At 45.9% G+C, this 19,491-nt stretch carries 10 protein-coding genes; 3 read left to right on the top strand and 7 right to left on the bottom strand.

What is annotated here, in order from left to right:
• The 5 genes from ABIX36_RS26155 to ABIX36_RS26135 form a co-directional block, all read right to left on the bottom strand.
• On the bottom strand, positions 1 to 3,056 hold a 3,056-nt coding region (locus ABIX36_RS26155; RefSeq protein WP_348085112.1), incomplete at its 3' end, for a DUF6443 domain-containing protein.
• A 46-nt stretch (positions 3,057 to 3,102) separates the two neighbouring features.
• Positions 3,103 to 6,816, bottom strand: coding sequence for a DUF5977 domain-containing protein (locus ABIX36_RS26150; protein ID WP_348085111.1), 3,714 nt, complete (start codon positions 6,814 to 6,816; stop codon positions 3,103 to 3,105).
• Positions 6,817 to 6,846: 30 nt separating this feature from the next.
• Positions 6,847 to 7,797 carry a hypothetical protein gene (locus ABIX36_RS26145; protein ID WP_348085110.1) on the bottom strand — a complete coding sequence of 317 codons (951 nt, stop codon included), beginning with the start codon at positions 7,795 to 7,797 and terminating at the stop codon, positions 6,847 to 6,849.
• Positions 7,798 to 8,941: 1,144 nt separating this feature from the next.
• Positions 8,942 to 10,564 carry a recombinase family protein gene (locus ABIX36_RS26140; protein ID WP_348085116.1) on the bottom strand — a complete coding sequence of 541 codons (1,623 nt, stop codon included), beginning with the start codon at positions 10,562 to 10,564 and terminating at the stop codon, positions 8,942 to 8,944.
• 16 nt (positions 10,565 to 10,580) lie between these two features.
• The gene (locus ABIX36_RS26135) at positions 10,581 to 10,787 is read right to left on the bottom strand and encodes a hypothetical protein (RefSeq protein WP_348085109.1); all 207 of its coding nucleotides are present in this window, start codon (positions 10,785 to 10,787) and stop codon (positions 10,581 to 10,583) included.
• Between the two features lie 136 nt (positions 10,788 to 10,923).
• On the opposite strand from ABIX36_RS26135, the gene ABIX36_RS26130 reads away from it, so the two are divergent.
• The 3 genes from ABIX36_RS26130 to ABIX36_RS26120 all read left to right on the top strand — a co-directional run bounded on the left by ABIX36_RS26130 (position 10,924) and on the right by ABIX36_RS26120 (position 15,820).
• Positions 10,924 to 12,246: a type IV secretion system DNA-binding domain-containing protein gene (locus ABIX36_RS26130; RefSeq protein ID WP_348085108.1), complete on the top strand. Its 1,323-nt coding sequence runs from the start codon at positions 10,924 to 10,926 to the stop codon at positions 12,244 to 12,246.
• An 86-nt stretch (positions 12,247 to 12,332) separates the two neighbouring features.
• Positions 12,333 to 12,827: a hypothetical protein gene (locus ABIX36_RS26125; RefSeq protein WP_348085107.1), complete on the top strand. Its 495-nt coding sequence runs from the start codon at positions 12,333 to 12,335 to the stop codon at positions 12,825 to 12,827.
• Entirely contained in the window at positions 12,824 to 15,820 is a 2,997-nt protein-coding gene (locus ABIX36_RS26120) for a type IV secretion system DNA-binding domain-containing protein (RefSeq protein ID WP_348085106.1), read from the top strand. The genes ABIX36_RS26125 and ABIX36_RS26120 overlap by 4 nt, the downstream gene beginning before the upstream one ends.
• 86 nt (positions 15,821 to 15,906) lie before the next feature.
• Here the strand turns inward: ABIX36_RS26120 and ABIX36_RS26115 are convergent, their stop codons facing one another.
• Positions 15,907 to 16,332, bottom strand: a complete 426-nt coding sequence (locus tag ABIX36_RS26115; protein WP_348085105.1) for a helix-turn-helix domain-containing protein — start codon at positions 16,330 to 16,332, stop codon at positions 15,907 to 15,909.
• A gap of 44 nt (positions 16,333 to 16,376) precedes the next feature.
• Positions 16,377 to 19,433 (bottom strand): glycoside hydrolase domain-containing protein, encoded by a 3,057-nt coding sequence (locus tag ABIX36_RS26110; protein WP_348085104.1) that lies wholly within the window; start codon positions 19,431 to 19,433, stop codon positions 16,377 to 16,379.
• Positions 19,434 to 19,491: the final 58 nt, after the last annotated feature.

Here is a 19,491-nt window from a genome sequence, read left to right as displayed (position 1 = left end):
ATGGAGCCTACTGGATTGTTGTTGACATAATTATATGGTGATAAAGAGACGTAACTCCTGGCACTTGGGTCAACAGTAGTAAACCTGCCGATCACCGGATCATAGAACCGCGCGCCATAATCGTATTCTGATAAATCCGTTTGATATTCTTTCCCATTGTATTTGTACTGATTTTCCGGGCCGGATACTAAGTACCCTGCATTAGTTATCTGCCTGCCAAAAGCTGAATAATCGGTTACCTGCCAAACCTCGTCGGTTGCTAATACGCCGTTATTATTCTTATCGCCAAACATGGCCCTAACGTTGCCCAGGTGGTCGGCAATTTGGTATTCAAACACATAAGGGCCTGTTATTGCTGGTAGCACCCTGCCTTCGGATGTATGAATGAAACTGAGCGTGTCCGCAACATACTCTATGCCCGTATTGTAGGTCCGGTTTTCAGCTATGCTGCCTGCTATGGTAGTTATTTTTTGCAGTTTTGTGCCTGCGGCATCATAAACATAGCTGATTGATTTTGCCGGGCTGCCCGTAATAGTTACCGTTTGCGGCAGGTTTAATTCGTTATAAGCAAGTGGCGCAACCCCCTTTTTTGTATCGTAGGTGAGGTTGCCATTGGTATCATAAGTATAGATGGTGGCTTGGTTTTCAGTTACCGAACCGTTATCTGTAATGCCCCTCAATATATTGCTGCGCCCGATTGTACCATCCATGTAATTGTATTTCATATTATTCAGGATGGTGCTTACACCGTTTTTGCGTGCCAGTGTAAGTATATTACCCAAGTCATCATAAGTAAGGTTCTCGTTGTACTGGTTATCACCAGTGCTGGCCGCTTTACTCGCTGCAATGGTAAGCCGGTTAAGCGCATCGTATGTATAAACAAAGCCTTTCTTTTCCTGCGCAACCGCCGGTGTTATGGTGGGGTTGGCCATTGATTGCCAGCTCATGCTGCTAATATTGCCGTTGTAATTGGGTGTAATAGCATAACCGTTGTTGTTTACATCATAATCCAACTGTTCCGCAAACACGTCAAAAGTTGCAGGAAACGTTTCATCGGTGAGTGAATTAGGATTATTAATACGGGCTAACGAACCATTTGCATTGTACCGGAGATCGGTATGCTGCAAAAATGTGCTGTTATCCGGCACGGCAGCTGAATTTGTGCTGCCCACATGTTTTACTTTTACCTGCCCTACCTCGTTATATTCGAGTTTAGAAAGCGTCGTTATAGCACCTGTGTTCGCTGGTGTAATATATTGTTGCCTGGTTAGCAAAGCCCGGTTGGCATGGTCATAGCCCGTCCAGTTGTTGATGGTAACTTTTATACCTGCCGCCAAGTAATGCTTGCGGGTACTTTGCAGGGCGAGTGACAGGAAGCTGTACATGCTTTCCTCGGTATCGTACTTGTTATAAGCCGCAGCCCCGCCCTGGTAATGCTGGCTGATTACTTTTACCGGCCTGCCATCTTTGTCGTAATGCATTACACTGAAAAGGTATGTGCTTGTGCCCAGTACGTTGGTAAGCGTGGCGATTGGCAGGCTCCTCGGGGCTTTGTCCAGGCTGTCTATCGCCGCATTTGGCGCGGTAAATACGGTTGCACCGGGATTTACACTTGCATTGCTGATAACGTCGTAATTGTCGAGATAATGGGCGGTGAGCACTTTGTTGTTGGTGCCTGAGCTGATGTCGGGGAAGCTTACATGTGTATAGCCGTAATTGGTTGTCGCATTGGAAAAGCTTTCGTAAAGGTTGGTATTTATGCCATCAGCCACTGTTTGCAGGGAATCACGGGTGGCGGTAGCACGGTAATACTTGCCGGTTTGTACCACTCTCCCCTGGGCATCATACTTGGTTACCATCCATATGTTCTTACCCTTTTGGTTGGCATCCTGCGTAAGGATGGGCTGATCCATGGTATTGTAAACAATGTACTGCCAGCCCTGCCCCGGTACCTTTTTTTCGGTAAGCCTATCCAGCCCGTCGTAATGGTAGGCGTAAAAAAAATTCTTAAATACGTTATCTGTTTCTGCAAAACTGGAGGGTACGGCAACGGCGGTGTTACCTGTAGTCGCATCATTACCCGGCAAAGGTGGCACTACGTACCGCAGATGCCCCAGGTCATCGTAAATGTAGTCCGTAATCACGTAAGCAGATGAGGATTTTTGTACCCACCTGCTTATCACCCTATCGTTTTTATCCTTGAATTGTATTACGGCATTGTTGTTCTGGTTCTCGTCCGTTACAATGGTTTTGGTAAGTGTGCCAGCCGGATAGTTTCCGGCGGTAGATGCACCGCCGCTCGCGCCCACCTGCCAAAGCTTTATGTTATCGGTAGAAAGGTTTACGCGGTAGTCCATAGTTACTGTATGCCCGCCGTTGATCTGGTTATTCAGGCCGGGGGAACCCTGCTGTAAGGTTCTTCCTAGTGGCGAGTTTTCCGGCAGCGTCTCCGCATAAGCAACCTGGGTGGCAGTTGGTATCTGCACAATACCCGTTTTGTCGCTTTGGTTTTGGTAAAAAGCGGATTGTGCACCGGTTAGTGCATCGGAACGGAAAGCGCCCATGGTGCCATTCGTTGGCACATAGGGCAGGTATTTCTTCACTTCGCGGCCGTACTGGTCGTAGCCAGTTGGCTGCACCATGTCATAAGCAAACGGGCTGGCCATTACAGCAACCGACTGGATGGGCCTGCCCAGGCCATCTACATATTGTATGGCCTGCTGTAATTCACAAGTGCCCCTCCCAGCCAGCTGGCCTTCGTTTTTGATGCCGCTGATGCGCGGCGTATTGCTAATGATATAGTTTTGATTGGTGCTTGGTGCGGTGGTCAAAGGGATACAATCAATAGCAACTATTTTTGCTTTAAAGGGGGCGCTGCTGGTAAAGCCAGGGCTTAAAGTAACTTTCCGGTTGCTGAAATTATCGCCCGTAGTATTGGCGGAAGATAAGGTAAGCGGCCCGTTGGTTTGTGCTTTTAGCGGGATATAAAACAGGCAAAGCAGTGCAAGTAATACTGCTTGCGGCAACCTGTTTGCGCTATATGTTTTGTTGGCCATTGGCTAAGGTTTATATGGTGGTGATTGGCTTAGATATGGTTAATGGCTATTGTATGGTTAACGGGCTCTCGTTTGATGCAGCCATTATACTTACCCCTGTAAACGTAGTACCGGGCGCTGTGACCGGCGACCTGCTGCCAACCCTGTAAGTATGATTTGCAAAAGTACCCGTCGGGAATATCTGGATGCTGTAAGTGCCCGCCTGTACCGATACCGTGGTGCTGGATGTAGTAGGGTAAAAATCGTACGACGCGGGTCCAGAAAAAGCAATATGGAAGGTATTGATACCCGTGCTGTTGGTTATGGTGAAATTGACCATTTGCACAGGACACCCGCAATTTTGCGGGTCATTCGCCTGTATTTGCCCGTTGGTATTCTGGTCGTAAACCGCCAAGGCATTGGCAGATGCTTTGGTTGACGACACATACTTGTTTGCCGGTATCGAATAGCTAAATGTGCCGGGAGTTGTATTCACGGGGCAATTGTTACGGGTGTAGGTTTTCGCGGTTTGCGCATCGTTGCCCACGACCATATCATACGTGTGGTAGCCATAATTTTTTACGATGTTGCCGTTCCAGTCTTTTATGTTTTTCAGGCGGCTGGCGAAATCATATTCAAAGCGGCTTATCTGGCTTTTTGTATCGGTCATTTGTATCAGCCCGTCTGTTCCATAGGTATATGTCGTCATTTGTGCATCTGCCGGATACAGGCGCAGTTCGTCAACGATGGCGGTTCCGCTGACAATGGCCTGAGTTGAACCAACCGGCAATTTATACTCATAATACGTCCAGCCGTTTGCCGACCGCAAAGACACGGCGGCCGGATAAGTTGCAGCGTAGCTTACCGTTGGCGCTGTACCTTTTGCCCAAAGTGACAGTACAAAACTTTTGGTATTGGTGAAATAAGGGGACGTGACAGTACCTCCGGCAAGGCTGTAGGAACGCCGGCCGGTTGGGGCCGTTACATCGTATTGGGTTGGGCCACTAAAACTCCAATTGCCTTTTTGGTCCGCCTCGAAGCTGGTGTAGGCCGCATTGGTAGCAATACTGTTATCTACGTTCTTGATCTGCGCAATGGGCAGCTCATAATTATGGTCCCAGACGATGTTCGTCGGCGTTTGAGTCCTTGGCGTGTATTGCAGGATGTTGTTCCTGCTGTCGTACGCGTCAAACTGTATCATCTTGACGTACCTGCTGTCGGCAACGATGTTTCCAGATGTAACCGTAGAGGGCGTAAAATCAGTTAAAGGATTGGTCACCTTTAAGCGACTGATTTTATACGGCACTATCGTGCCTGAGATCTGGCCGGTCTGATAACTACTCAGCTGGCCGCCGGTAACCGCGTTTATTGCGGTGGTTACGTTTTTAACGCTGTCCCATTTCTCAATAGCTTCCGCCTGCATGTTGCGGTTGAGCATGCTGTCCAGCAAGATGTTAGCGGTTGACGTGGAGGATGAAGTTGGCAAGTAATCGGCGGGATATTTCGTCACGGAAACGAGGGTATTACCCTTGCTATCCGCCTGCCTGATGCGGGTAACCTGCTGGTGTTTGATATTGCCGTACTTATAATCGACGGTTGAAGCCATCATTTTGGTCGTGTCTGCGGTGTCATATACTTGCGTGGTGGTGCTTGTAACGTAATTGTCGTCAGACAGGATTGCGTAGTTGGAAGCAGGGAAAGTATTGAGGGCGTCATTGGGAGTGCCCATGTCGTAGTAGATAATGCTAAGGTCGCCCTCGTTCTGAACCCATTGCCCCACGGCCACGCCTACGGCGTCATAGCGCGTTTCCCCAAAGGCCGAATAGGTATTGGCTGTTTGCCGCACCTTTTGGTAAGTGTTGTCGCTGTTCTTCTTGTATTCGGTTTTATACAGCAACCGGTTCCTGAAGGCGGAATAGTTATATATCACCGGGATGCCGGTATAGGATGCCGTCTGGGTTTGGTCAGGAGTGACGTTGTAGACATACACTGTTTTTCCGATGTTGCTTGCAGGCGTGCCCACGTATTCCGTGACATTGGAGTAATAGACGGGGCATCCCTCGCTCGGTGTGAGCGCTATGCCGGGGTCCGAGGTATAGCTGCGCACCCTTTTTTCCGCACATAAGGAAAACCCGCCCACGCTTTGCGTTATCTTCCAGAAACGGTGCAGGATGGAATTGCTGAAAATACCGTAATTGAGCTGCCCCGCCGCGTCGGTGGTAAAGTTCGCCCTTGACGAATTGTACTGATAGCTCTTGACGATAGGCACCGACGTTTCGCTGGCGTAACTGCTGATGGAGGTTACCCTAAGCCCGCCGGTAAGGTGCATCGTTCCCCCGGTATCGAAATAACGGTTTGTCTGATAGGCAAAATCGGTATGTCCGCCGGTAGGATAATCGATCCTTTTTAAAATACCTGCCTGCATCTTTACGGTGTCGGGGTCGCGGGTGCCGAACGTACTTGCACCAATGTAGGTATAGGAAGTGCCGCCGCCGGTAGACATTTCAATCTGCATGCGCGGAATAAGCGTGGTATTGGTTTTACCGTTGTAGTACCCCCATAGATCCTTTGAGAACGATAATTGCGATGGCAGGGCCAGGCTGTCATAAGTAAAACGGTAATGCTGAGCAATACTGCCTGCTTTGTCGAGTACCTCTATCGAATCGAGCCTAAGCCTCCCATCTCCGCCGCCAACCATCGGAAAATATGTTTTGAAGAATACAATGCTTTTTTGTACTTCGTAAGCCCGCGTTGCAAAACTGTATTGCGATACTTTAATGGTATCCAGTGTCAGCGCATTACTCATATCATCGGTACGACGGTGGCCGAGCTTGAATTCCACCTTGCCGTTCTTGAAATCGATCTGGCTGATGTCGTGTTCCGCTACCGATGCGGATACGTCAGTAATGCTAAGTGTCGGGTTATGCAAATAGTTAGTTGGGGCACACTGAGGATTAAAAATAGCAAGGTTATCTTCTACCGTATAGGTCTCGCCGGTTTGATCCGGAGGCGTAATATATTGCCTGATATATGAAAAGCTGACGGTATCGCGTCGGTTTTGCGAGATCATCTTCTCAAGCATCCAGCTTGTCACCGCCTCAGCAAGACCGCCGCTGGTGTAGTGGGTTGTGGTGGTGTCCCTGGTGGTATTCCCAAACAAGTGCTTGTTGCCATGCTCGTCCAGTATTGTAAATGATGATGATGGACGTCCTGAAATAACAATCGGAGAATATGGTATGGTGTTTACTTTAAAGCTGTTTTTGCCGTTGAAGAAGAACTTGCCGCTGTAGCCGGGGAAGTTGTAGGAAAACATATCGGGGCGCATGTCATACAGGTGGTTGTTGATGATGCCGTACAGCGAATCAAGCCCGTTATGCGTGTAGCTGTTCAGGCTCGCGAGGCCTTTATAGCCGTTGAGGTATCCGGCTTCGTCCGGGTTTCCCATGACGCTTCGCGTAACCGCCCCTCCGGTACTCACTGTCCATCCCAAGCCTACCCAACTGGCCGACTCGTCAACACGATTCCCCGATGCATGATAGGACAGCGTTATCGGTACTTTCAAACTACCCGATTCAATCGTATACAATGGAATAGAGATATTAGGGACACCACTGCTCAAATCGACCGGATAATCGCCGTACTTTTCAAACGCAGCCACGTTGGGTGCCTTTGGAAATACCGTTGGAATATAGTTTGTCGGCGAAGATTGCGAGGCTGCTTTTTGGCCAGCTAAACAGCTAATGAACGCTGTGATAACAACGCATAGAATTCTAAAACGCATAAGGCTTTAAGTTTACTGATGCTAACTATATTAATTAACCTTTTTAAACAACAGTTCCACTTTTGCTTCCATCGCCTTTAAACGCTGCTCCTGGCTCTCGTTTTTTTTCGTCTGATCGTTTAGCTTCTTTTCAGCGTCGATCAGGTACAGCGTGAGTTCCTCTATTTTCTTGGTAAGCAGTTTGTTGATCTCGCCCAATTTCAGCCCGTCCTTTTCAACTTCAGAAGCGGAAGGCAAGCCCGGCAGGTGCCGGTTTTTCGCGATATAAGTTTTCACTTCAGAAAGGGGCGTGAGCAAATACGCTTTCTTGAAAACGTAGTCCGGCCACGGGCTGGCTTCGACAACAACCTCCTTTGACCGTATTGTGCCGTTTACCGACAGGGGCATGGTGGGATTATTGGTGCCAATCCCCACATAGCCTGATGCTTTTATCCTCATGCGCTCAGATATTGCGCCCCCGCCGTTTCCAAGTGAAAACACCATGTCTCCACGGTCAGCGTAATATCCGTTAGGCTGCGTCATTTTTATATTGCCTAACGCATAAGCCGACGACCCGCCTACCAGGTTTTGAAATGTAAAGCTTTCCCCTGCATAGTCCTGCTCCGCGCCGGTATTGGGATTTGTATTAGTGGTACCGCCAAGCGTAAGTGCAGAAGACGGTATAGGCGTACCAATGCTCACCATACCATTTGAATTTATCCTCAGCCGCTCGATAGTATTCGTCCAAAATGTTATTGGAGAGTTTGACCGCTGAACGATCCTAAAATCTGCGTTCGTATAAGCGTTCATTTGGATAGGGTAACCGGCACCAGCAGACAAAGAAAGAAGATCATAGCTGAGCCCGGAAATATGTAACAAGCCTAACGTTGGGGTACTCGTACCAATACCTACGCTGCCAGTGGTGGGCCATGGATTGGAGTTCTGGGCATTGGCAACTACATATGTGAGCAGAAGTGCGAGAGAGAGTATCAGTCTTTTCATGAAAGTTATTGTTTGATTAAAATAATACAAATAAGGAATACACAAGAGCGCTAAGTCTATTTTAAGACGGGAATATTAATTGCAAATTGGCATGCCTTTTCTATCCGGCAGTGATTGTATCGCTACACAGCTGATTAATCCCCGCAAGGCGGCTAATTGATGGGCTGTGTTATTAAGGAGCGTTTAAGTTCATAATATTGTGATAATATGGCGTGTTTAGGAATTATTAATAAATATGAATATTAAAAACGATAAAACAAATGATTATTAAAAAATCATATTTGTTTGTGGCAATCATTTCCTGGGGTTAAAGGGAAGTTAGCATACTCGCAAGGAATAAACCTGGAAAACCGTTGGATCTTAATGGATAGCGTCCAAGCATCTTCTGGGGTGAGTCATGGGGCTCTTCAGTCAATAAAAAGTGCTTAAAAGAAGAGGGGAGTCTTTGACTAGCAACATTATTCATCTCATCAATTAAACTCATTTGCAGAGTTCTCTTTAAATATCCTTTTTAATGAAAGAAGTTCTTCTGCAATCATTTCCCAGTATGACCTTGTATGAATTAGATTACCAGAGGAGAGAGAACTTAACTTTTTAGGGTTGTTCGTAAATGTTTTCCTTGAGGCCCCTACGCAATTTTTACCCCCTATCCTGGGGATAAGCATATATCACAAAGGTTTTTCTACGATTCAGACTTGCCGGAAATAGGAAGTTGTTTTTCTTTCGTATATAGATACGCTTCAAAAATAATTGCAGCATATTGTTCAACCCATTCATCGGTACTCATCTCATCGTGTGATCGGGGTATCAATGGAACAATACCTTCCATCACTCTTTTTTGTTTTCTTACTCTTTTATTTAGCACAGGATACAACTTCTCTGACGTAGTTCGGTATAGATTACTGAGTTTAAACACATTGGTCATACTCGGCATACTCTTACCATGCTCCCAATGTGATATTCGACTCGTGCTTTCTAATCCTAACTCACGCATAACATGTTCTTGAGTGAAATTATGTCTGAGACGATACTGAAGGAGTTTGTTTTTATGAAGTATTGGCATAGGTGATATCCTATCACATTCTAAAAATACTACAGATCAAATACGTAAGGTCTGTAGTATGAACTCTCTTGCTATGCAGTATTAGAAGTATAGCATTTCTTCTTCTTGATCAGGCACCTCTTTCTTGCCTTCAAGGATATTCTTAAGCCGTAATAGTTCATTTGCAACAAACTCCCAATACCTCCTGGTGTGGATCAAGTCACAAGAGGGAGTAGAAGTTAACTTTTTAGAGTTGTTCGTAAAATTTTCCGTTGAGCCCCCTTTAGAGAAAATTTCAGCTTCTAAATCGTCTTTCAGCTTGAAAAGCTTACATACTTTTGTGGTTCGACAAATTTTCCCGTCAAAGATTATACCTTCGGGAAAGTCGAACACTTGTAGTTTCTGCTTTATATTGTAAGGACACTTTTGCCATATTATTTGTGGGGTTTTTAAAGCTACTTTTGCAAAAGACATAAGCGCATCTATATCATAATCTTTATCATCCCTGGTTTTTAAAAAGTCTTTTAACTCTTCGATTTCTGTTTCATGTTTTTTTACTCTTTCCGAGAATGTATATAGGCTAATGCCTCCTTGGGTTTGTAGGGCAATAAGGGAATCGATTTTTTTATTAATGGCACTAATTTTTAGTTCAATATTTTCATAATCTTTATTCATGCATTTCGATTGCTTCTTAAGTTGAGTTCTTAAGTGAAACTGCATTCGGTTGAAATGTCGCGCATCAAATTCATAGTGTGATAAAAACTCCATAAACTTCCTTTCAACTTCCTCTTTGCGGATAACTGTGCCTGGTAGTTTGTAAGAGTAATAAGGGTATTTCATACGTCTTCCTTGTGCCCAATAGCCAGTGATTTTTAACCCGTTCTCGTTTTTAAAAAACCCTCGTAGCGGAAAATCTGGGTTCTCATGTAAATAATGGGTAATTGAATGTTTCCTGCCTTCTATTATTGCCTGAACCCTATCAAAAAGTTCACATGGAACGATGGGATCGAAGGCACCCGGATAAGTGTTCCCAAATTTAACAATCACTCCTTTGTATAAAGAATTGCGAATTAATATGTAAAAGTTGGAAGGGCTTATTGGCATACCCTTTTTATTCACTAATCCCTCTTTCGCTATCATTCGCCTTATCGTATTTGTAGAATATAACTGCCTTGATACCAGCTCAAAAGCCATCTTAATAAGTGGCGCTCTTATATCGGGGATTATGGTTGATTTACCACTAATTTTTTCATTCTTATAACCAAGGGGCGCTTTCCATACATACCGGCCTTCTTTCGTTGCTTCAAGCATTCCTCCACGGGAGCGTTCAGCACGAACATCGTTATCAAATTGCCCGACATTTGCGATTATGTTTTCCATAAACCTGCCGGCAGGCGTATCTTCAAAAAACTCTGTTACGGATCGTATCTCAACCCCATATCTTTTTAAAGTTCCTCGGATTACACTATAATCTGCAATGTTTCGAGAGATGCGATCAACTTTATAGGCAATCATTGCTTGAACAATTCCTTTTTTAGCCGTACAATATTTCATTAAAAGCTTTAGCTGTGTTCGGTCTGCAGTCTTAGCACTCTCTCCTTTTTCAATAAAAACCTGGGTAACTGTATAACCTTCTTTGGCAGCATACTCGCGACAAATACGCTCTTGTGACACAAGGCTATTCCCTTCGTCTACTTGCTCCTTCGTAGAAACCCGGCAGTAGATGACGGCTTTCTTTTCCTCATTTTTTTGATTGTTTGTTGATGTATAAATAAGCTTCTACAATTAATGCTGCTAATCCCTCCAGCAATAGTTCTGTTTCAGCGTCTGAATTATCAGGGCCCAAAACGGAGCAACGAAAAGTATCTTCGCGGCAAGGCAAAAGAGTTCGTTGCTCCGTATTAGAAACGATAGTATGTATTTGTTCTCCATTGCCTTGCTGGTTCATAATATCATATAAGTTATTACTGGTATAGGCCAAGTATGGCATCGAGTAACACTGTTATTAAGCGCGGTGCTTTTGTGTCAGAGGTATCTTTTCCGTACTGTTTTCAAGGCCAAGTTTTTCATACTATGGAATAAGTATGAACGATACTTTACACATAACACCAATTGGCACGGCCAATTATCAAAGCAGCAACACAGCCTTTGGCATAAAGGACAAGGACCGGTTAGGTCACATTTACGCTATTGGCAAAACCGGAACGGGTAAATCAACCCTGCTATTAAACATGGCCATTTCAGATATTATGCGCGGTAATGGATTTTGTGTCATTGACCCGCACGGGGATGTGGCAGAAACGCTGCTTGACCATATACCGGACTACCGGGTCGAAGATGTAATCTACTTCAATCCCCAAGACATTGAATTTCCGATAGCATTCAATCCTTTGAAAAAGGTACATCCTAATTACCACCATGTCGTAGCAGCCGGGCTAATAAGCACCTTTAAAAAAATATGGGCAGATAATTGGGGGCCACGGTTAGAGCATATCTTGCGATTTACGCTCCTTACCTTATTAGAATACCAGGATGCCACCTTGCTTGATATTCAACCATTGTTAACCGACATGGCTTTCCGGGGGCATATACTTGCCAAAGTCAACACACCGCAACTGCTTGCATTTTGGTATAATGAGTTTAACAAATACTCTAATACGCTACGTTCAGAAGCAATTTCGCCAATACTAAACAAGGTGGGGATATTCACAAGCAGTTCGCTGCTAAGGAACATCGTGGGCCAAAAATCCCGGAGTTTTCATTTGCAAAAAGTAATGGATGAAGGAAAGATATTGATTGTAAATGTTGGTAAAGGTGCCATAGGTGAAGATGTTTCCTCTTTGCTTGGCAGCATGCTCGTTACCTCGATCCAACTTGCAGCGTTGCACCGCGCAAAACAACCCGAACATACCCGCCGTCCCTTTTACCTATACGTCGACGAGTGTCATTCCTTCCTAACGGATTCTTTTTCTGACATACTTGCGGAAAGCCGCAAGTATGGATTAGGGCTTTTCCTGGCTAACCAATATATTGAACAGTTAAAGGAAGAAACCCGTTCTGCGATATTCGGCAACGTTGGTACGCTGATTTCATTTCGTATTGGCGCAACCGATGCCCACTACCTGGCAAAAGAGTTCCACCCGGTCTTTACCGAAACCGATTTAGTCAACCTGCCCCGATATTCCATGTACCTCAAACTCATGATTGACGGCGCGACCTCACATCCTTTCAGCGCAGACAGCAATCCGATACAGCACAAGAAACAATTGTATGGTGATGAAGTAATCACGGTGTCCCGCTCAAACTTTGGCAAGCGTCGGTCGGATGTTGAGCATGAGATTGAAAAGCGATACAAACAGGTTGTTATGCGCAGTACAGCGCAACAGGGATTATTTGATAATGAATAAAATATATTTTGCTATTTCAAATACAACTCTCTACATTTATACAACCTAACTGTTTAACTACTAACCTTTTTCATGATTAAACCCATATGCTCGGCTTCGGAACAAAAACCGTCGGCTCAGTTCAAGGCAACTGGAGCCACTACTTCGACAAACTTCAATTTTCTTCGCAGGAATTCTATTCAACCGTTGAAACTATTGTTAAAGAACGCGCCATACCAAAAGTAAAGGTATCGCGGGTAAACTATAGCGAAGGAGGTCTTCTCTCTAATAAGCGGGAATACTTACGAATAGAGCGGGGCGAAGACATATTTGATATATGTGCTGCACCATTTGGCACCGGATTTTTTATATCCTATTGGCTTGGAGAACCAAAACACAGTTTTCGGGATATTGCCATGAAAATACCATATCTAAATACGGCAGTTGAAGGCTGGCAGGGAAGTACCTATTACCAAATGGACACGGCTGGAATGTTTAAACTATGCGTCAAGGACAGCATCAAAGAAGCAATAGAACAGGTAACAACGTCTAAGGGTATCAGAGGGTTGTCAGAAATTGAACTGATGGCATTTAGCGGATGAACCGCGCCGAAGCGTTAACAGCACATTTCTACAACTGGGAACAACGTTTGCGGGGATGGAATCTTTTCTCATTCCCGGTAGATCTTGAACCGCCCTTTGAGCCGTTTTTCTTTCATGCTGTACCTAACGCCTCAGAAGTTACGGATGATAGTTTCCGGCCTTCAATTTTCACGCGTATAATAACTGCTTTAAACCCGCGCTCGGAGGAGGATGCTATCCCGCACACGCCCGATGAGCCGCTTGTGCCGTTTCCATTTACCGAGGATGAACCATTAGTAGCTTTTTCTATTTCGTTGCCCAAAGACTATTCGGTATATCCTGAAGAAATGGAACGCCTGCTATTTATGCTGTCTCAAACAGCATATCCCGTGTCGTTTGAAATTGTTGGTACGTGGGCTTCAATAAAAGTGCAGTTCGTATGTAGAGCAACTGATGCCAGCCATATCCATAATCAGGTAAAAGCATATTTCCCGGCGTGTGGTATCCATGAAGAATCTGTTGATTTTAACAACCCACCTAACAACTATTATATCTGTACTGAATTTGGCTTAGGTCAGGAATGTATGCGGCCCATTGCCACGTCAAAAAGCTTTGACCTTGACCCACTCATTGGGATATTCGGCATACTCGAAAATCTCGGCAAAGACGAGCAGCTTATCATTCAAATATTGTTTAAAGGAACATGTAACCCCTGGGCCGAAAGTATTATGCGCTCGGTGACGGATAACCATGGTGATTCATTTTTTGTTGATGCTCCCGAGATGGTGAAATGCGCACAGGATAAAATACTCTCTCCGTTATTTGCAGTCTGCATCCGCGTGATTGGATTTAATACAAGCGGGGAAGTCCGAACCACTGAGCGGTTAACTAACACCGTCATCAAAACTACACAATCGCCGTATAACGGGTTAATTCCGGTAAATGCCATAAAAGATACCCACACACTATCCGATGTGCTCTTACGTCAGTCTCATCGCACAGGGATGCTGTTAAACGCAAAGGAGCTGGCAACCTTGGTTCACTTTCCATCAGCTTCAGTCGTGTCCCGTAAATTAAAGCGTGATACCCGCAAGACAAAGGAAGCGCCACAAATATATCTTGGTCACCCGCATGTTCTCGGCACCAATACTCATCAGGGTGATGAAGTTCAGGTGACGATAAGTGCAAACCAGCGGCTAAAGCATATGCATGTCATTGGTGCGACCGGCACCGGAAAATCGACATTGCTTTTAACCAGTATTATTCAAGACATTGCCAATGGCGAAGGCGTTGCCGTACTTGACCCCCATGGTGATTTAATTGAAAGCATCCTTTCATGGATACACCCCGACCGTCACAGAGATGTTATTCTCATTGACCCATCAGATGCAGATTTTCCCGTAGGTTTTAATATCCTGACAGCGCATTCAGAAATTGAGAAGGATATACTATCATCCGATTTAGTTGCTGCCTTCCGGCGGCTTTCCACCAGTTGGGGAGACCAAATGAACTCTGTATTTGCTAATGCTATCCTTGCATTTCTCGAAAGCACCAAAGGTGGCACACTCATTGAATTGCGAAGGTTCTTAATCGAAAAGAGTTTCAGAGACCAGTTCTTAATCACTGTCACCGACCCAAGCATTGTGTATTATTGGCAGAAGGAATTTCCGATTGTGAAATCAGGCTCTATTGGCCCGATCTTAACCCGCCTGGATTCATTTCTACGGCCTAAGGTAATCCGCAACATGGTTGCACAACACAAGAGCCTGGATTTTGAGCAGATATTAGATTCCAAGAAGATACTTTTGATGAAGCTGTCGCAAGGATTAATTGGTGCTGAGAATAGTTACCTGTTAGGCACTTTCCTTGTTTCGAAAATTCAGCAAGCGGCAATGGCCCGCCAGGCAAAACAGAAAGCTGACCGCAATAACTTTTATCTCTATATAGATGAGTTCCAAAACTTCATTACGCCATCTATGTCAGCTATTCTATCCGGTGCCAGGAAATATCATTTGGGACTTATCCTGGTTCATCAGGATATGCAGCAGTTGGCAAAGGCCGATTCAGAACTTGCAAGCTCGGTTACCGCCAATGCCGGAACTCGTATCTGTTTCCGGCTCGGTGATACCGATGCAAAACGGTTTGAACAAGGGTTCTCATACTTTGACGCACAAGACTTGCAAAATCTTGATACAGGCGAGGCCATTATTCGTGTGGAACGCCCGGAGAATGATTCTAACGTACAAACACTGCCGTTTGATGAATTGGAGCGTGATGTAGCCGAAGCGGTGAAAGAACGGGTTATTGCCTTTTCCCGTATTACCTACGGCACCCCAAAGACAGAGGTTGAAGCATTGTTAAATGCCATGCATACCGAGCACGGGTATCAGGTGACGAAAGAGGCAGCAAAAATGCCCGACATTCCATTGCAAGCAGTACCGTCAAAACCTAATCCTATACCCAAGCCATTTGTTCTGTCACCCATTAAAGACGCAGAGCCTCAAAAACAGGAAACACAACACCGATACCTACAGACCCTTATTAAAAGAATGGCGGAATCACGAGGATACACAGCCTCTATTGAAGAACCGACACCCGATGGCAAAGGCAAGGTTGACGTGAGCCTTAAAGGTAACAACAAACGCATTGCGGTTGAAATTAATGATACCTCAAAAGACGATTGGGAATTGCATAATATTCAGAAATGCCTAACTGCTGGCTATGATACCGTGGTTGCATGTTCAATGGATGCTACTGTTATATCGCGAATGCTTTCAAAAGTTAGTGAGAAATTCGATATTGTAGAGCAATCGAAAATATTAATACTCAATCCTGATTCATTGTTTCTCTTTTTAGATTCTGAAATTGCCAGGGAAGCCTCTACTGAAGTACGGGTCAAAGGATATCGGGTCAATGTCGAGTATAATGCCGTACCACCACACGAAATGGAAAGGAAGCGGGAATTAGTTGCCAAATCTATTATGGATGCCAAAAGAAAAACACACGATGTTTAAAAAATCATAAAAAAAATAGGCTGCCTTTTCAAGCAGCCTATCGATCTGTTTTCCAACGCATCCCTTGTTGCGTTATTATTAGCCCCTTATTTTCCCACCAGTTTCATTAATAGACTGTAGTGGCCTTCCGCAGGTAAGAATTCATTCATTTCCCATGATCTGATTGTGAAAGGGGTTACACCTATAATCGTGGCTAATTTACGTTGGCTCAACCCGTTCTGATAACGGAACTGTTTTATTTTCCCTCCAAGTGTATCAGTTTCACTCGCTAACGGGTTGTGTCCCAGAAATGCGATGATCTTTGGCACTTTGGTTATATCAGGAGCCACCTGCTCTGTTTCCCAATAAATAATGGTGTCCTTTGTTACGTCGAACAAGTGCGCCAAATCCTCTTGGGATAGCCCTAATTTATTCCGCCGTTGCTGGATATGAGTATTGAAGTCTAATAACTCGTTGGCGCGACGCTTTGGTTTATGTATCTTGCTTACCAATTCAACGTCGCAGAATGCCAACGCAGGGATCCCTATTAACCACTCCCTACTCACCCCTCACCAACCTACTCCACTACCAACAACCACCCCTTACCCTTAGCCACGGGTATCTCACTACCTTCCGTGAAAATATTTGCCTGCTGAAAGTTTTTGATGGGCGCGGCGGTTATTTTGGCCTTTGCGGGGTCGATGCCGAGGGCTTTCCAGTCGATGGTGAGCTTGATGCTGGTATCGGTATCGGCCCAGCTGGCTATGGCTACGAGGGCTTTGTTGGCCTTTTTGTACACGGTTGCCAGTACTTTGGGGTTGCCGGTTTTTACAGGGTTGCCGGGTACCCAGTAGCCTATCATTTTGCTGCCCTGCATGCCAAACTGGTCCCAGGCTTGCCAAATGGGGCGCGGGTCGGCGTTGTCGCTCCAGGGCATACGGTTGGTCATGCCGTAAACCATGCCGCGCCATGGGTTGCCGCCGTCCTGCAGCATTTCGCCCATCAGTCCGAAGGGGATACCCGATACCTCGGTGAGGAAGAAATCGGGGGAGTTCTTTTCGTAATCAAAGTATTCGCCAAACCACAGGCGGTTAAGGTAGGGGAAGTGCTCCATATACAGGTTGGCGCTGTTGTTAAATCCATCGCTTTTGTTGTATTGGTTGGCGCTGTGGAGGTCGATAATGCCGGGGTGCCCGTCCTGTGTAAGCACGCGTTTAATGCGTTTCATGGTGATGCGGTCGAAAGCCACGTCATCGAGGTATATGCCATCGATACCTACGTTTTGCACCAGCCAGTTCATGCCTTCTACGTAGTAATTGTGCCAGCGGCTCATACCGCTGTTTACAATGGCGGCATCCTTTATTTCGGGCACGTACCAGGCGGCGATGTAATCGTCGCCCAGGTGTTCCTGTAGCCAGGAGTAGCCGCCGCCCTTGCCGGGCGAGTAGATCTCGTGGCCAAGACTGCGCATGGGGAACGTTTCGTAAGCACTGTTGCTCAGCTCGCGCACGGTGTTGTAAATCTTCACTTTGAGGCCCAGTTGATGTGCCGAATCGATATAATGCTTCATAGCATCGTGCGCGATGAAGGGGTAATTGATGGTAGGGTTGATGGGCGTAGCGTGGTGGATGTTCACCACGGTAGCGCCGGTAGCTTTAATGGTATCCAGGTTGTTGTACTTATGGTAAAAGCGCGTGCTCCACTGAAAATCGGTATTGATAGGGTGGAAGGGGGTAATGAGCAGCGTGAAGTTGTAGTACAGCATGTCGCCCTTTTTCATAGTACGCGGGCCGCTATAATTTTCCGACAGGATGTTAGTCCCCCTTTTAGCGATGAGGATGCCGCCCTTACCGCCGTTGCCCCAACTGGTGGGTAGCAACAATGGTTTTTGCAGATAGAAGTTAGTGTTGAGCGGTCGCACGTAATTCTCGTCGCGCAGGGAGTATTGCAGGCCGGCATTTACTTCGCCCATCCAGGCACCGTCCTGGTTCTTTTTGGCCACGTCCCATTTCCAGTTGAGGGTATCGGGGCGGTAGCCGCCCTTTTGGTTAAGCCCCATCAGGTATTTGGCGGCGGCGGTATCAAAGGGAATGTGCAGTTTAATATCGTCGAGAGAGAGATCCTGTTTAGCGGTGAATTTCACGGAGTAATTCATATAGCCGTCGAACTCGATGCTGGCGTCGACTTGCATATCCAAAGCTTCGGAGGTATCCCGAGCAATCCATTTCACCATGCCGGGAGTGTTTTCATCGCCAAAAGCAAAGCCATCGCGGTAGTGTTTCGTGGCTACTTTATTCCCGGTTAGCGCACTGAAAACATCACTATCGCCTGTGTAACCTTTAAAAGCAATATCCTTATGCGTAGCCGCATTAATCACATGGAAGTGAATGCCTTCGCCTAAAATATTTTGGGGAACATCGGTGGTGCCAGTCATCTCCGGCGTGAAAAAAGTTTGAATTTGTTTGGGAAAGCCATTGTCGCCAAGGATCACCTTACGCCCCAACAAGCTGATGGTTTTATCATCAACTTTTAGCGGCGTGTAAGGCTTTATCACGGTGTTTTCCTGCGCCAGGGTTGAGTTGAGCCAGGTAAGGCGGGTTTGTAACCCCGGATGGTTTACGCCGCCGTTGAGGGCAGTTTGATTTTTTATGGTGATGCTTAGCATTACGGTAGTGGCGGGTACGCCATCGGCCGTGATGGTTGCTTTCCCGCTGTAAACGCCTGCTGCTGTTTTAGCTGGGACATTGACCAGACACCATAAAGCCTGTACATCGCCTTTGGCAACATTTACGGTTTCTTGAATGTACCTTCCATCATAGGCTGTTCCCTGCGTATTGAGGCAACTCATGTAATTGTTCCATATCTCATGACCGCTGCCATCTTTTAAACCGGAGAAGTTCACCTTAACATTCTTCAAATCCTGATTAGCAGCATACACACCCAACTGGTAACTATAATTTTCACCCTTAGCAGCCGAACCAGTGAATTTAGATACAGTACCTTTTTGTATAAACCGCTGGGGGAGGTCGTGCGTCATTTTAATGGGGTGCTCTCTGTCCTCGGTAAAAACTAAATATGGTTTTGCGTTTTTATTAAGCGCAGTTAATTCAGCTTTGGTGGCTATCACCTCCATGGGGTAAAAACTGTTCATGGCGTTCACGGCTTCCAAATAAAGCAATGTTGCGGTAGTAGCTTTGCCTGTTTTAGCCAGCCATGTTTCGGACGCGGTGCTTTTCAGCGGGAGGTATGCCGCCTTGGGGTAGTTGCTGCGGGCGGTTACCTTGTAGGGCATGTAGTAAACGTAGTATTTCCCCGCGCCCGATGTTGGTTCAAAGTAAATGGTTCCGCTCTCGCGGGAGATGTTTTCGGTCTTTACATTAAGGACGCGCTTATTGGTTTTGGCATCCACTACGATGATCTGCTTATTGGTTGGGTCGTCGCGCCGTCGCCAGGCTATTACGGATTTGCTAACCTTGCCGGCTGTGGTTACATTGAGCACCGCCCGGTGGTTGCCCAGTGAATCGGGGTCCCAGCTGTTGTTGCCGTTTACATATTTTACATTTTGGGCGATGGCATTGCCGCCAAAAACCAATAATGAACAACACAGGGGGAGGGCTTTTATTAAACGATGCATAGGCTTGATGTTGAATAGCGTTGACTCCCCAAATTAACAAAAAATTATGGATAGCCCG

The organism is Mucilaginibacter sp., from assembly GCF_039925265.1.
Lineage (GTDB): Bacteria > Bacteroidota > Bacteroidia > Sphingobacteriales > Sphingobacteriaceae > Mucilaginibacter.
The sequence above is the reverse complement of the archived record's forward strand: the minus strand, read 5'-3'. Positions and strand labels throughout refer to the sequence as shown.